This window comes from Limnohabitans sp. 2KL-27, assembly GCF_001269345.1.
Taxonomy (GTDB): Bacteria; Pseudomonadota; Gammaproteobacteria; order Burkholderiales; family Burkholderiaceae_C; genus Limnohabitans_A.
Genome location: NZ_CXOP01000002.1, coordinates 1,972,177 through 1,987,062, shown reverse-complemented (window position 1 = coordinate 1,987,062; position 14,886 = coordinate 1,972,177). Strand labels below are relative to the sequence as shown.

Below are 14,886 nucleotides of genomic sequence, written 5' to 3'. Positions count from 1 at the left end.
GTGCGGGCGGTTTGAAAAAAGGCCGCTTTCGCGGCCTGGTCAACAAGTGGTCCATCAACCTGCTGTGACGCCAATGCCCTTGAATTCGCCGGTGGCGATGCGCTTTTGCCATTCGGCTGGGCCGGTGATGTGGGCGCTGGTGCCGCCTGCATCGACCGCCACAGTGACGGGCATGTCGACCACGTCGAATTCGTAAATGGCTTCCATGCCCATGTCGCCAAAGCCCACCACCTGGGCATGCTTGATGGCTTTGGACACCAGGTAAGCGGCGCCGCCCACAGCCATCAGGTAAGCGCTTTTGTGCTTTTTGATGGCTTCGATCGCGACCGGGCCGCGCTCGGCCTTGCCGATCATGGCGATCAGGCCGGTGTTGGCCAGCATCATCTCGGTGAAGCCGTCCATGCGGGTGGCGGTGGTGGGGCCTGCCGGGCCTACGGCCTCGTCGCCGACCGGGTCCACGGGGCCGACATAGTAAATCACGCGGTTCTTGAAACTCACAGGCAGGGGCTCGCCTTTGGCCAGCATGTCCTGGATGCGCTTGTGCGCCGCGTCTCGGCCCGTGAGCATCTTGCCGTTCAGCAGCAAGGTTTGGCCGGGTTTCCAGGCAGCCACTTGTTCGGGCGTCAGGGTGTTGAGGTCCACGCGCTGGCTTTTTTCAGTATCGGCCGTCCAGCCCACGTTGGGCCACAGGTCCAAAGACGGGGCTTCAAGGTAGCTCGGGCCGGAGCCGTCGAGCACAAAGTGGGCATGGCGGGTGGCCGCGCAATTGGGGATCATGGCCACGGGCTTGGAGGCCGCGTGGGTGGGGTACATCTTGATCTTGATGTCGAGCACGGTGGTCAGGCCGCCAAGGCCTTGCGCACCAATGCCCAGGGCGTTGACTTTGTGATAGAGCTCCAGGCGCATTTCTTCGACGGGGTCGAGCTTGGCGCCTTGGCTCGATTTGTCGAGCAACTGGTACATGTTGAGGTCGTCCATCAGGCTTTCCTTGGCCATGAGCACGGCTTTTTCAGCGGTACCGCCAATGCCGATGCCCAGCATGCCAGGCGGGCACCAGCCGGCGCCCATGGTGGGAACGGTCTTCAAAACCCAGTCGACGATGCTGTCGCCGGGGTTGAGCATGATCATCTTGGACTTGTTTTCGCTGCCGCCGCCTTTGGCCGCCACGGTCACGTGCACATGGTGGCCGGGCACGATCTTGGTGAAGATCACGGCAGGCGTGTTGTCCTTGGTGTTCTTGCGGTTGAAGTGCGGGTCGGACACGACGGAGGCGCGCAACATGTTGTCTGCATAGTTGTAGCCGCGGCGCACGCCTTCGTTCACAGCGTCTTCCAAGCTGCCGGTGAAGCCGTCAAATTTCACGTCCATGCCCACTTCAAGGAACACGTTCACGATGCCAGTGTCTTGGCAAATCGGGCGGTGACCGATCGCGCTCATCTTGCTGTTGGTCAGGATCTGGGCAATGGCGTCTTTGGCCGCAGGGCTTTGTTCTCGCTCGTAGGCGCTGGCCAGATGGGAAATGAAGTCGGCCGGGTGGTAGTAGCTGATGTATTGCAGGGCGGCGGCGACGGATTCGATCAGGTCGTCTTGTTTGATCAGTGTGGTCATGGTGATGTGATCCCGAGGAAATCAAAAAACGGTCGTTGTCAGTGGCTCAGTGGGATTTGTCGTGGTGCGACATCAGGCGGTCGGCATAGGCAATCGCAATCGCGCTGAGCAAGAATGCCATGTGGATCAGGGTTTGCCACATCAGCACTTTTTCGTCGTAGTTGGCTGCGTTGATGAAGGTTTTGAGCAGATGGATCGAGCTGATGCCGATGATGGCCGTGCCGAGTTTGACCTTGAGCACGGAGGCATTCACATGGTCCAGCCATTCGGGCTGGTCGGGGTGGTCTTCCAAATTCAGGCGTGAAACAAAGGTTTCATAACCACCCACGATGACCATGATCAGCAAGTTGGAGATCATGACCACGTCGATCAGGGCCAACACGACCAGCATGATCACGGTCTCATTGAGCGCGGTGATGGGCGCATCGGCTTTGTAGCCAATGCTGTTGATCAGGGCTTGCAAGGCTTGCTGGTTGCCAAAGGCCGCTTCCAGCAAGTGCACCAGTTCGACCCAGAAATGGAAAACGTACACCGCTTGCGCGGCGATCAGGCCCAAATACAAGGGCAGTTGCAGCCAACGGCTGGCGAAGATGAAATTGTTCAGCGGGCTCAGTGGGCTGTTTTTCGATGGCGTGGGTTTGGACATGGTTTTCCAGAGTGGGACGTCCGAGACTTCGGGCAAACCCGAATTTTAGGGCTTAGATGGGTGCTTCCATGCGAAACTTGTGCAAGACTGGTGTCAGTCAGTGCTTTGTAAGAGCGAAAGCAGACATTTGCGGCAGTTTAAAAAACGTCATGTCATTGAGGAGACAAATCTGATGAGTTCCACCATTTACCAACCCAGCGCCGATTTCGTCAAAAACGCCAACGTCTCGGGCATGCCGGCCTACGAAGCGCTGTGCAAAGAAGCCGAAACCGACTACCAGGGCTACTGGGGCCGTTTGGCCAAAGAGCTGATCACCTGGAAGACCCCCTTCACCAAGGTGCTCGACGAGTCGAACGCGCCTTTCTTCAAGTGGTTCGAAGATGGCACGCTGAACGCCTCTTACAACTGCCTGGACCGCAACGTCGAAAAAGGCTTGGGCGACAAGACCGCCATCATTTTTGAAGCCGACGGCGGCGAAGTCACCAAGGTCACCTACAGCCAGTTGCTGGCCAAGACTTGCCAGTACGCCAATGCTTTGAAGAGCTTGGGCATCAAAAAGGGTGACCGCGTGGTCATCTACATCTCCATGTCCATCGAAGGCGTGGCCGCCATGCAGGCCTGCGCCCGCATTGGCGCGACCCACTCGGTCGTGTTCGGTGGTTTCTCGGCCCAGTCACTGCGCGACCGCATCGAAGACACCGGCGCAGTTGCCGTGATCACGGCCGACAACCAAGTGCGCGGCGGCAAACTGCTGCCCCTCAAATCCATTGTGGACGAAGCCATCAACTTGGGCGGTTGCGGCTCCATCAAGAATGTCTTGGTCGTCAAGCGCTCTGGCGCCGACATCGCCATGACCGCAGGCCGCGACCAGTGGATGGCCGAGTTGGCCGACCAGCAAGCCACCACCTGCGAGCCCGAGTGGGTTGGCGCAGAGCACCCTCTGTTCTTGCTGTACACCTCTGGCTCCACCGGCAAACCCAAAGGCGTTCAGCACAGCACCGGCGGCTATTTGCTGCACGCCGCGCTGACCACCAAGTGGACCTTCGATCTGAAGGCGGACGACGTGTTCTGGTGCACCGCCGACATCGGCTGGGTCACCGGTCACACCTACATCACCTATGGCCCATTGGCCTTGGGCGGCACCGAAATCGTCTTCGAGGGCGTGCCCACTTACCCCGACGCGGGCCGTTTCTGGAAAATGATCCAGGACCACAAAGTCTCGATCTTCTACACCGCACCCACCGCCATCCGCTCGCTCATCAAGGCCGCGGAAGCCAATGACGCCGTGCATCCCAAGAGCTACAACTTGAGCAGCTTGCGCTTGTTGGGTTCGGTTGGCGAGCCGATCAACCCTGCCGCTTGGGAGTGGTACCACCAGCATGTGGGCGGCGGCAATTGCCCCATCGTTGACACCTTCTGGCAAACCGAAACCGGTGGCCACATGATCACCCCTCTGCCGGGTGTGACCCCCATGGTGCCTGGCTCTTGCACCTTGCCCTTCCCCGGCATCCAAGCCGCCATCGTGGACGAGACCGGCAAAGACATGCCCAATGGCCAAGGCGGCATTTTGGTCGTGAAAAAGCCATGGCCCTCCATGATCCGCAACATCTGGGGCGATCCCGAGCGCTTCAAGAAGAGTTACTACCCTGAGGACTTCAAGGGCAAGTACTACCTGGCAGGCGACGGTTCGATCCGCGACGAGAAAACCGGTTACTTCACCATCACCGGCCGCATCGACGACGTGTTGAACGTCTCGGGTCACCGCATGGGCACCATGGAAATTGAATCGGCGCTGGTCAGCTGCACCGAGTTGGTGGCCGAAGCCGCGGTGGTGGGCCGGCCTGACGACACCACAGGCGAGGCAATTTGTGCCTTTGTCGTGCTCAAGCGCTCGCTGCCCAACACCGACGAAGGCAAGGCGATTGCCAAGCAACTGCGCGACCACATTGCCAAGGAAATCGGCCCGATCGCCAAGCCCAAGGACATCCGCTTCGGTGAGAACTTGCCCAAGACCCGCTCCGGCAAGATCATGCGCCGCCTGCTGCGTTCACTGGCCAAGGGCGAGGAGATCACGCAAGACATCTCCACACTCGAGAACCCCGCCATCCTGGGGCAGCTGGGTCAGGCCTACTGATCTGTGGGGGCCTGCCGGGCTGGACCCGGCGACTCTGCAAAACGGCAGCCTCGGCTGCCGTTTTGCATGGGCGCTCAGTCGCCCAGCACCAGGCCTTCACGCCGGGGGTCGGCGCCGCCAAACCAACCCTTGGGTGTGCGTTCGATGGCTTGCAAGCCGCTGGTCATCTCCATCTCGCGCACCTCATGGCCGCGGGCTTGCAGTGCCGGGACGGTGGCGCGGTCAAAGCGCTGGGCTTCCAGCAGCGACGGGCCACCCAGCGAGCCGAAATTGGGCAGGTCAATCGCTTGCTGCGCGTTCAGCCCCCAGTGCAAAGTGCCCTTGAGCAGTTTGGCCGTGTAGTGAATGATGAGTGCGCCGCCGGGGCTGCCGCCACTCATGAGGAGTTGGCCTGAGGCTTTGTCAAACACCAAGGTAGGCGACATGGACGAGCGCGGCCGTTTGCCGGGCTCGACCCGGTTGGCGATGGGGCGGCCCTGCGCATCGGCAGGGTTCAGGCTGAAATCGGTCAATTCGTTGTTGAGCAAAAAACCGCCGGGGCGAGACGGGTCGGTGGTGACCATGCGACGCGAGCCAAAGGCGGCTTCGATGGTGGTGGTCATGGCCACCGCGCGGCCTTGGGCATCGACCACGCTGATGTGGCTGGTGCCGTATTCGGTTTGTGTGGGCATGGGCGCGAAGCTGGTGGTTTTTCCACCGGGCTGGCCTGCTGGGGCCGTTTTCATGGCCTGTGTACCGATCAGCTGGCTGCGTTCGCGCAGGTAAGCAGGGTCCAGCAGACTGCGCCAGTCGCCTGCGGGGGCACGGACAAAATCGGGGTCGGCGACAAACTGCGCCCGGTCGGCAAAGGCCAAGCGTGAGGCTTCGGTGTAACGGTGCAAAAAGTCGGGCGAGGGCAGGCCACCAGCCAGCTCAGGGCCTTGGGCTGGGGTGTGGTCCAGCAGGCCCAAAATCTGGCCGATGGCGATCTGGCCCGAAGACGGTGGGGGAAAGCCACAGATTCGGTAAGCCCGCGCTGCGGCCGTGTGGTCAAAACACAGGGCGTCGCGCATGCGGGGTTGGTAGCCGGCCAAGTCTTTCAGGCTCAGGGTGCCGGGGCGTGGCGCCTGTGCGGTGCGATCCACCATGGCCTGGGCCACTGGCCCTTCGTGCAAGGCTTGGCTGCCCTGGGCCGCAATGAGGCGCAGCACATGGGCGTATTCAGGGTTGCGCAGCACATGGCCCACGGGCCAAGCCTGCCCATCGGCTTGGTAGAAAAAGCGCAGGGCCAGCGGGTCTTTCTTGAGCAATGCGTCGGCGTTCAGCAAGGCGTGCAAACGGGGGCTGACCCGAAAGCCTTGCTCGGCCAGCGTGATGGCCGGCTGCAGCAACTGCGCCCAAGGCAGGCGGCCATGTTGGCGGTGCGCTGCCTCGAGCATGCGCACCGCGCCGGGCACGCCCACCGAGTGCCCACTATGCACCGCCTCGCCAAAGGGCAGCGCTTTGCCTTGGTCCATGAACATGTCTGCGCGGGCGCCCGCGGGGGCGGTTTCTCGCCCGTCATGCGCCGTGACCTTTTGGCCATCAGAGTGCAATAAAAACGCGCCGCCGCCAATGCCGCTGGACTGCGGCTCCACCAGGCCCAGCACCATCTGCACGGCAATGGCGGCATCGAGTGCCGAGCCGCCTGCACGCAAGACCTGGTGGCCCGCGTCGGTGGCCAGCGGGTTGGCGGCGGCCACCGCTTGGCGCGTGTAGGCCCAGCCGGGTTTGGCCGTGTTGCCACTGGCCGCTTCGGGTTGTTCGGGAACCGCGTAGCGCAGTGCCGGGCCTTGGGGGAGCGTGGTGCAGGCGCTCAAAAGCGTCAAACTCAACACGCTCATTGTCAGGGTTTTGTTCATGGTCTCTCCAAATGATGGACTGACGAGGTCGGGCAAAGCGGTGAACGGAAAACTGCTGCGCGGGCGATGGCATGAGGGGCTTGCAGCAGTTGCCACAACAGGCCCCTCGCGGTCTGTTGTTTTGAGCGGACCGAAAGCGACAGTTTATTTGGGTGCCAAACGGATCGCCCCATCCAAGCGAATCACCTCGCCGTTGAGCATGTCGTTTTCGATGATGTGTTGGGCCAATTTGGCGTAGTCCTGCGGTGTGCCCAAGCGGCTGGGGAAGGGCACGCCTGCGGCCAGGGCGTCTTGCACCTCTTGGGGCATGCCAAACAGCATGGGGGTGCCAAAGATGCCGGGGGCAATCGTCATGTTTCGAATGCCGTTGCGCGCCAGGTCGCGGGCAATGGGCAGCGTCATGCCCACCACGCCGCCTTTGGACGCGGCATAAGCGGCTTGGCCAATCTGGCCGTCATAGGCCGCCACGCTGGCGGTGGAAATCAGCACGCCACGCTCGCCTGTGGCTTCGGGCTCGTTTTGACACATGGCTTCGGACGCCAGGCGGATCATGTTGAAAGTGCCCACCAAGTTGACCATGATGGTCTTGGTGTAAACGGCCAGGCTGTGCGCGCCGTTCTTGCCCACCGTCTTTTCGGCAGGGGCGATGCCTGCGCAGTTGATCAGGCCCATCAATTTGCCCATGGACACGGCCTGCGCCACCACGGCTTGGCCGTCGGCCTCGTTGCTCACGTCGCATTTGACAAACGCGCCACCCAGTTCCTCGGCGATCGCTTCGCCTTTTTCGGCCTGCATGTCGGCGATCACGACCTTGCCGCCCTTGGCCTCCAGCATGCGCGCCGTGCCTTCGCCCAAGCCCGATGCGCCACCGGTGACGATGAAAACCTTGCCTTGAATGTCCATGAGTTGCTCCTGAATTTGATTGACGTTACGTCAACGTCAATTATGCCCTTTGGTCATGGGCGGCCTAAGGACACACGTCCTCAAAACGGGCGCAGCGATGAAGCTTGGCCTGCGCCCCACACCGCGCGTTACCGCAAACAGGGTAAGCGGGTACCGGTTTGGTCGGATGGGCAAACAGCGCCTGTTTTCCTAGCATGGACAGGGTCACGGGTGCAGGGCCCGGCTGGCATCTGAACAGGAGAACCGCATGGCTTCAGAGCTCTCATGGGACACGAAGGAAACGGCTTTGGTTCGCACCGACGACAACTGGCGCCGGGCGTGCGCCTTGTTGGCCACGGCCGATATCCGGGTTGGGGGCGGCAGGCCTTGGGACATGCGGGTGCACCACCCGGCCACGTTTGACCGCATCCTGACACGAGGCAGTCTGGGTTTGGGTGAGAGCTACATGGACGGCTGGTGGGATTGCGACCAAGTGGACGAATTGATCGCCCGCATCCTGCGGGCACGGCTGGATGAGCAGGTGGGCCGAGCCGGGTGGCTGTGGGCATCGCTCAAGGCACGTCTGACCAATATGCAGTCACCGCACCGGGCCTGGCAGGTGGGGGAGATGCATTACGACTTGGGCAACGACTTGTACGAGGCCATGCTGGACCCGTCCATGGCCTACAGCTGCGGCTACTGGCCAATGGCCCAAAACTTGGCGCAGGCGCAAGAGGCCAAGCTGGATCTGATTTGCCAAAAACTGCAACTGCAGCCGGGCATGACGCTGCTGGACATCGGTTGCGGCTGGGGCAGCTTGATGCTGTTTGCGGCCCAGCATTACCGCGTGAAGTGTGTGGGACTGACCGTGTCCAAAGCGCAGGCTCTTCTGGGCGCTGACAAGGCGCGGGATTTGCCTGTGCGATTCGAGCTGGCCGATTACCGGCAGTTCAACCTTCAGGGCGAGCAGCGCTTTGACCGCATCGCCTCGATCGGCATGTTCGAGCATGTGGGACACAAAAACTACCGCGCTTATTTCGACATGGCCCGTCGTTGCCTGCGCGAGGATGGCCTGTTTTTTTTTGCACACCATCGGCAAAAACAGGTCAGGGGCGGGGATCGATCCGTGGATCGAAAAATACATTTTTCCCAACGGTGCGCTGCCCTCGGCTTCGGAGATCGCGTTTTACAGCGAGGACCAATTCGTCATGGAGGACTGGCACAACTTGGGCCTGGACTACGACAAGACCCTGATGGCTTGGCACGAGCGTTTCGAGGCGGCCTGGCCCGAGCTGAAAGACCGCTACAGCGAGCGCTTTTACCGGATGTGGCGCTATTACCTGTTGTGCTGCGCAGGCACTTTCAGGGCCCGTGACAACCAGTTGTGGCAGGTGGTGCTGTCGCCCAGCGGGCAGGCGGGGGGCTACCGCAGGCCTTTGCTTTGAGGGACCTCACAAAGTCGTGCTCCAATGCGCTGGTTCCATTGTTCGCCTTGCGCCCAGCCCAAATGTCCACCGATTCTTCCGATCACGCGTCTTTTTCTACATCCCCAATCTGGCCCCTGTCGGCCCGCTGGTTTTTGGCCTTGGGGGCGATCAGCGCCTGCACCAGCGTAGTGTTCAGCGCCGCCTTTGCGCATTTGCCTGTGTTTGCCGGGGGCGTGCCCACGGCGGTGCAAACTGCTTTGACCCAGCAGCAATTTCATTCGCTGGGTTTGTTGTTCACGGGCTTGGCGCTCAGGGTTTGCGGGGCATCGCGTGGGTTGCAGGCGGCGGGCTGGCTCATGCTGGTGGGCTTGTTCTTGTTCAGCTTCAACCTTTATGCCCGCCATGTGCTGGCTTGGGACGCCTTGCGCGCTCTGGTGCCGTGGGGCGGCGCGGCTTGGATATTGGCTTGGCTGGTTTTGCTTGTGGGTTTGCTACAAGGCAGCGGAAGAACCAATCGGCAGGCTTGAGGTGAAAGCTTTTTCCTATGAGGTTGATAGAAACAACTAATCAGTAGAAACCCTAGGTTGCATTATGATTGCGACCAATGAGTTATCTCATTTAATAGTTTTTTTAAACCACCATCAGGAAACACCATGTCCTCTTTGATCAATACCCAAGTCCAGCCTTTCAAGACCCAGGCTTTCCACAACGGCAAGTTCGTGCAAGTGTCCAACGAAACCCTCAAGGGCGAGTGGTCCGTGCTGATCTTCATGCCCGCGGCCTTCACCTTCAACTGCCCCACCGAAATCGAAGACGCGGCTGACAACTATGCCGAGTTCCAGAAAGCCGGTGCCGAGGTTTACATCGTGACCACCGACACCCACTTCTCGCACAAGGTCTGGCACGAGACTTCGCCTGCTGTGGGCAAGGCCAAGTTCCCATTGGTCGGCGACCCTACACATACCCTGACACGCGCATTTGGCGTGCACATTGAAGAAGAAGGCCTGGCGCTGCGCGGCACCTTCATCATCAACCCCGAAGGCATGATCAAGACCGCCGAAGTGCACTCCAACGAGATCGCCCGCGACGTGTCCGAGACCCTGCGCAAGCTCAAAGCCGCTCAGTACACCGCTGCCAACCCCGGCCAAGTGTGCCCTGCCAAGTGGAAAGAGGGCGCCAAGACTTTGGCGCCTTCCATCGATCTGGTCGGCAAGATCTAAATCCCCCATGCCCTGCCATGCAGGGCTTTGGGTTCAGCGCATGCCGGCCACAAGCTGGCGTGTGCTGCGCCCAAAGACTTTCCCCCAACCTTTTGTTCCGGTCCTCGCCACAAGCGAGGGTCAGGAATGTGTGCAGCCCCCAAGGAGAACACCATGCTCGACGACACCCTCAAAGCCCAATTGCAGCAATACCTGGCCCTGTTGCGCCAACCCATTCGTTTGATCGCTTCGCTCGACGACAGCGAGACCGGTGTCGACATGAAAAACCTGCTCGAAACCATTGTGGGCCTGTCCGACAAGGTGACTCTGGACACCACGGGTGACGATGCCCGCAAGCCCAGTTTTGTGGTGGCACGTGATGGCCAAAGCACCGGTGTGCGTTTTGCCGGTTTGCCGCTGGGCCACGAGTTCACTTCGTTGGTGTTGGCCTTGCTCTGGACCGGTGGCCATCCCCCGAAGGTCGAACCAGACGTGATCGACAGCATCAAAGCGCTGGAAGGCAACTTCAATTTCGAGGTCTACATGTCGCTGAGCTGCCACAACTGCCCCGACGTGGTGCAGGCCCTGTCGCTCATGTCCATCGTGAACCCGAATGTGAAGACCGTGGTCATTGAAGGCGGTGCCTTCCAGGCCGAAGTCGAAGCGCGCCAGATCATGGCCGTGCCCATGGTCTTTTTGAACGGTCAGGTGTTCGGTTCGGGCCGCATGTCGGTGGAAGAAATCGTGGCCAAGCTGGACTCCAACGCGGGTGAGCGCGACGCGGCCAAGCTCAGCGCGAAAGATCCGTTTGATGTGTTGATTGTGGGGGGTGGCCCGGCCGGTGCAGCCGCTGCCGTTTACGCCGCGCGCAAAGGCATTCGCGTGGGCGTGGCCGCCGAGCGTTTTGGTGGCCAGACCAACGACACCATGGCCATCGAGAACTACATCTCGGTGCTCGAGACCGATGGCCCCAAGTTTGCGGCAGCTCTGGAAGCGCAAGTGCGCCACTACGAGGTGGACATCATGAACCTGCAACGCGCCGACAAAATCATCCCTGCCAGCCAGCCCGGTGGGCTGATCGAAGTGCAGATGGCCAATGGTGCCAGCCTCAAGGCCCGCTCGGTGATTTTGTCGACCGGCGCCCGCTGGCGCAATGTCAACGTGCCCGGCGAAGCCGAGTACAAGAACAAAGGCGTGGCTTACTGCCCGCACTGCGACGGTCCCTTGTTCAAGGGAAAGCGCACCGCCGTGATTGGCGGGGGCAACTCCGGCATCGAAGCGGCGATTGACCTGGCCGGCATCGTGGCCCACGTCACGGTGTTTGAATTTGCCGACCAGCTCAAGGCCGACGCGGTCTTGGTCAGCAAGCTCAAGAGCTTGCCCAACGTCACCATCCACACCCACGCGCAGACCACTGAAATCACCGGCGCGGACGGCAAAGTCAACGGCATCCGCTACAAGGACCGCACCACCAGCGAAGACCACTGGATTGAGCTGGAAGGGGTGTTCGTGCAAATAGGCTTGGTGCCCAACACCGAGTTCCTCAAAGGCACTCTGGAGCTGAGCAAATTCGGCGAGATCGTGGTGGACGCCAAAGGCCACACCAATGTGCCCGGCGTATTTGCTGCCGGTGACTGCACCACCGTGCCTTACAAACAGATCGTGATCGCCGCAGGCGAGGGTGCCAAAGCCGCCTTGAGCGCTTTTGACCACCTGATCCGCATGCCTGCCTTGTCGGTGAATGAAGCCCCCACACCCGCGCACGCCGAAGCGGTTTGAGCTGGCCGTTTTTTAAACTGACAGGAGTCCTGTGATGACGTGTTTTGTGATCGACCCCAACGCCAAAACCATCACCTCCCTTCCTTGGGACGGTGGTCTGGATGAGATCCGGCAGCTGATCGGTTTTGAAACCATCGACAGCGACGAAATCGATGCAAGTGGTGACCGTTTGTTTTTCGACGAAAAATGCTTCATCCGCCAGACCCCGGGCATGGGCCGTTTTCAACTCGACAGCCTGGCCCCGGTGGCGGGCATGGGCGTGGTGGTGGGGGTTGGGGAGTCTTCCCCAAAAGTCACGCTGCAAGCCTTGCAGGGGCGGGTCAAGTTTTTGTCTTGACCCGTCTACCGTGTCGGCTTACTTGAAGCCCACGCGGTCCAGCATTTGCTGCACCTTGATTTGGTTCATGCCCACGGCGCTGATCGGGATCCATTCGCTTTTGAAGCTGCCGCCGGTCATGGCTTTCAAGGCCGGGTTGTCAAAGCTCACCCCTTTGGCTGCTGGCCACTCGTTGTTGCCATTGGCAAAATGGTTTTGTGCAGACGGGCTGGCCAGGTATTCCAAGAATTTGACCGCGTTGTCGGTGTTTTTGGCATGGCGGGCGATGGCGCCGCCGGCCACGTTCATGTGGGTGCCCCAGCTGCTTTGGTTAGGGAAGACCACGCCGATTTTTTCAGTCACGGCTTTGTCGGCTGGGTTGCTGGACCGCATCAAGCGGGCCAGGTAGTAGGTGTTGGTGACGGCCACGCCGCATTCACCGGAGGCCACGCCTTTGATCTGGTCGGTGTCACCGCCTTTGGGGCTGCGGGCCATGTTGTCGACCAGACCTTTGAGCCAAACTTCGGTTTTTTGCGGGCCCAGGTGCTCGGACATGGCCCCAAACAGGCTCAGGTTGTAGGGGTGCGAACCACTGCGGATGCACAGGCTGCCTTTGAGTTTCGAATCGGCCAGCTTTTCGTAGCTGTCCACATCGGTTTTGCTGAATTTGAGCTTGTCGTACACGATCACACGTGCTCTTGTGGACAGACCAAACCAGGCCGTGCCGCCGTTGTCGGCGGGTTTGGCCCGCAGGTTGGCTGGGATGGCATCTTCAAGTTTGGCCGATTTGATCGGCAAGAACAGGCCATCGACTTCGGCACGCCACAGTCGGGCCGCGTCCACCAACAAAATCACATCGGCAGGGGAGGCTGCACCTTCGGCCTTGAGACGGGCGAGAATACCGGCATCGTCGGCATCGACCCGGTTGATCTTGATGCCGGTGGCTTTGCTGAAGTCGCTGTACATGACTTCGTCGGTCGGGTAGTGGCGGGCTGAGTAGATGTTCAGCACTTTGTCTTGTGCCATGGCCGATGCGGCGCTCAGGAGGCAGACGATGCTCAACAGGGTTTGGTTTGGTGTCATGCTTAGGTTGTTGGGTGCGATGTGTGAAGCCAAGTTTAAACTAAATGAGAATGGTTATCAATAAGATTTGAGGAGTACATGCCTAAAGTGCAAGGGATTGGTCATCAGGTGGGGAGTCAGTCGGCAGGACGAGCCATGGCGGGTGGCGGGCTCAAGCGAGCAGGTCAGTGCTTGCTTGGCCTGCTGATGGGGTTGGTCTTGACGGCCTGCGGCAGCTTGCAGTCCACCAAGCCTGCAGAACCTGGCCCGCTGCCCATGGCCGAGCGGCGTGAAGTCCGCTTGGGGCTGGCGCTCGGTGGCGGGGCGGCGCGCGGTTTTGCCCATGTGGGCGTGATCCAGGTGCTGGAAGAGGCCGGACTGCGGCCCAGCCATGTCGCAGGAACGTCGGCGGGGAGTTTGGTGGCGGCCTTGTACGCCAGTGGCAAAAACCCGGCGGAGTTGGTGCGCGTGGCCGAGTCCATGCAGGAGGCCGAGATCACCGACTGGATGCTGCCGATTTTGAACCGTGGCGCTTTGCGAGGCGAGGCCTTGGCCAAGTACGTGAACACCCAGGTCGGCGGTAAAACGATGGAGCAGATGCCTATCGCCTTGGGCATCGTCGCCACCGATTTGGGCAGCGGCCAGGCCATCACTTTCCGGCGCGGCAACACGGGCGCAGCAGTGCGGGCTTCGAGCGCGGTGCCTGCGGTGTTCCAGCCGGTGCGTCTGGGCGACCGTGAGTATGTGGACGGGGGCTTGGTCTCTCCAGTGCCGGTGCGTCAGACGCGTGAGATGGGGGCCAACTTTGTGATTGCGGTGGACATTTCCAGCGATCCGGAGGGCAACCCGTATGGCGACACCTTCCAGATCTTGATGCAGACCTTCGCCATCATGGGCAAAAGCATCAACTCCTTGGCACTTAAAGAGGCCGATGTGGTGATCCGTCCAGCTTTGTCAGGTGTCAAAAGTGCCGATTTCAGCGCCCGTCTGCGCGCGATTGAAGCCGGGCGGATGGCAATGCGGGCGGCTTTGCCTGCTCTGAAAGCGCGCATGGCCCAGTTTCAAGAGGGTCGTTGATGGGCCCCTTGCCCCCGATCAACACCCGTAAAAAGACCCAGCGATCACGGTGCGTACCCAAAAAAAAAGGGCTGATCTTGCGATCAGCCCTGGAAGGGATCCCTGTTTCCCAGATGAAATTCAAAGAGATCCGAGGAGACAACTTGCAAAACGACAGGCCGGCATTTGCACAACCGACCTGCCTGAAAAATCACTTCTTCTTGGCGGCCTTGGGGGCAGCGGTTTGGGTCACGGCAGCCAGGTTGGTCTCGGCCAGGTCGGTGGCTTGCTTGACGGCTTTTTGCACGGACTCGAAAGCGGTGTTGGCGGCCGTGACGGCACCCTTCATCATGGCCACAGCCTGCTCGGAACCGGCAGGGGCGTTTTGAGCGGCGCTGTCGACCAGATTGGCGAATTGCTTTTGCGCGGCGGCGGTTTGGGCTTCCAAGGCCTTGGAAAACTCACTTTGGGTACCCGAAGCGATGTCGTACAAGTGGCGGCTGTAAGCGGCGGTTTTTTCAGCCAAGGGCTGGAACAGGTTGGCTTGCATGGCCAGCAACTCTTGGGCGTCTTTCACGCTCAGAGCGGCTTGGGTGTTGTTGGCCGATTCGTCCAATGCGGCCTTGGCCACGCTCAGGTTCAGTTCAACCATTTTTTCCACGCCTTCAAAGGCTTTGGCGGTCAAACCAAACAGGGTTTCCACATTGGCTTTGTGCGATGCGACGATTTGTTCGGGTGTCATCATGAGGGGCTCCAGAGATAAGTTTGGTTTCAAGAAGACTGCGCCGTAACTGGCCGGGGCCGTACAACTTTGTTGCAGTGCAGCATGTTTTGAATTTTAGGGTTTCTACTGTGTATTACAAGGGGATGGGCCCGGTCCTGGCTCAGTTTAGAGAG

General features: G+C 60.4%; 13 protein-coding genes and 1 pseudogene. 8 read left to right on the top strand and 6 right to left on the bottom strand.

Annotation, left to right across the window (positions count from 1 at the left end; translation table 11 throughout):
• Positions 1 to 54: 54 nt before the first annotated feature.
• Together LHAB_RS12325 and LHAB_RS12320 are read right to left on the bottom strand one after the other, a co-directional pair.
• A complete protein-coding gene (locus LHAB_RS12325; RefSeq protein WP_090046745.1) occupies positions 55 to 1,608 on the bottom strand; it encodes a fumarate hydratase in 1,554 nt (517 codons plus the stop codon).
• Between the two features lie 46 nt (positions 1,609 to 1,654).
• On the bottom strand, positions 1,655 to 2,254 hold the full coding sequence (locus LHAB_RS12320) for a TIGR00645 family protein (RefSeq protein ID WP_090046744.1): 600 nt from the start codon (positions 2,252 to 2,254) through the stop codon (positions 1,655 to 1,657).
• Between the two features lie 172 nt (positions 2,255 to 2,426).
• Here LHAB_RS12320 and acs point away from each other — a divergent pair, with 172 nt between their 5' ends.
• Positions 2,427 to 4,388, top strand: a complete 1,962-nt coding sequence (gene acs, locus LHAB_RS12315; protein WP_090046742.1) for an acetate--CoA ligase — start codon at positions 2,427 to 2,429, stop codon at positions 4,386 to 4,388.
• 74 nt (positions 4,389 to 4,462) lie between these two features.
• Here acs and LHAB_RS12310 read toward each other — a convergent pair whose 3' ends face one another.
• Positions 4,463 to 6,268 (bottom strand): gamma-glutamyltransferase family protein, encoded by a 1,806-nt coding sequence (locus tag LHAB_RS12310; RefSeq protein WP_090046740.1) that lies wholly within the window; start codon positions 6,266 to 6,268, stop codon positions 4,463 to 4,465.
• Between the two features lie 144 nt (positions 6,269 to 6,412).
• Positions 6,413 to 7,171 (bottom strand): 3-hydroxyacyl-CoA dehydrogenase, encoded by a 759-nt coding sequence (locus tag LHAB_RS12305; RefSeq protein ID WP_090046738.1) that lies wholly within the window; start codon positions 7,169 to 7,171, stop codon positions 6,413 to 6,415.
• A 247-nt stretch (positions 7,172 to 7,418) separates the two neighbouring features.
• Here LHAB_RS12305 and LHAB_RS14820 point away from each other — a divergent pair.
• The 6 genes and pseudogenes from LHAB_RS14820 to LHAB_RS12280 all read left to right on the top strand — a co-directional run.
• Positions 7,419 to 8,189 (top strand): annotated as a pseudogene (locus tag LHAB_RS14820) (class I SAM-dependent methyltransferase); the annotation flags it as partial.
• Positions 8,158 to 8,595: a class I SAM-dependent methyltransferase gene (locus tag LHAB_RS14845; protein ID WP_369814132.1), complete on the top strand. Its 438-nt coding sequence runs from the start codon at positions 8,158 to 8,160 to the stop codon at positions 8,593 to 8,595. The pseudogene LHAB_RS14820 and the gene LHAB_RS14845, both read left to right, overlap by 32 nt.
• A 62-nt stretch (positions 8,596 to 8,657) precedes the next feature.
• The gene (locus tag LHAB_RS12295; protein WP_090046736.1) at positions 8,658 to 9,104 is read left to right on the top strand and encodes a DUF423 domain-containing protein; all 447 of its coding nucleotides are present in this window, start codon (positions 8,658 to 8,660) and stop codon (positions 9,102 to 9,104) included.
• 126 nt (positions 9,105 to 9,230) lie between these two features.
• Positions 9,231 to 9,797 carry an alkyl hydroperoxide reductase subunit C gene (gene ahpC, locus LHAB_RS12290; RefSeq protein WP_089961842.1) on the top strand — a complete coding sequence of 189 codons (567 nt, stop codon included), beginning with the start codon at positions 9,231 to 9,233 and terminating at the stop codon, positions 9,795 to 9,797.
• Between the two features lie 153 nt (positions 9,798 to 9,950).
• Positions 9,951 to 11,555, top strand: coding sequence for an alkyl hydroperoxide reductase subunit F (gene ahpF / locus LHAB_RS12285; protein WP_090047946.1), 1,605 nt, complete (start codon positions 9,951 to 9,953; stop codon positions 11,553 to 11,555).
• A 34-nt stretch (positions 11,556 to 11,589) separates the two neighbouring features.
• The gene (locus LHAB_RS12280; RefSeq protein WP_090046735.1) at positions 11,590 to 11,892 is read left to right on the top strand and encodes a hypothetical protein; all 303 of its coding nucleotides are present in this window, start codon (positions 11,590 to 11,592) and stop codon (positions 11,890 to 11,892) included.
• Between the two features lie 18 nt (positions 11,893 to 11,910).
• Here the strand turns inward: LHAB_RS12280 and LHAB_RS12275 are convergent, their stop codons facing one another.
• Positions 11,911 to 12,954: an extracellular solute-binding protein gene (locus tag LHAB_RS12275; protein WP_090046733.1), complete on the bottom strand. Its 1,044-nt coding sequence runs from the start codon at positions 12,952 to 12,954 to the stop codon at positions 11,911 to 11,913.
• Positions 12,955 to 13,089: 135 nt separating this feature from the next.
• Here LHAB_RS12275 and LHAB_RS12270 point away from each other — a divergent pair, with 135 nt between their 5' ends.
• Entirely contained in the window at positions 13,090 to 14,010 is a 921-nt protein-coding gene (locus LHAB_RS12270; protein ID WP_369814131.1) for a patatin-like phospholipase family protein, read from the top strand.
• A gap of 190 nt (positions 14,011 to 14,200) precedes the next feature.
• Here the strand turns inward: LHAB_RS12270 and LHAB_RS12265 are convergent, their stop codons facing one another.
• Positions 14,201 to 14,734, bottom strand: coding sequence for a phasin family protein (locus LHAB_RS12265; RefSeq protein ID WP_090046730.1), 534 nt, complete (start codon positions 14,732 to 14,734; stop codon positions 14,201 to 14,203).
• Between the last annotated feature and the right edge of the window lie 152 nt (positions 14,735 to 14,886).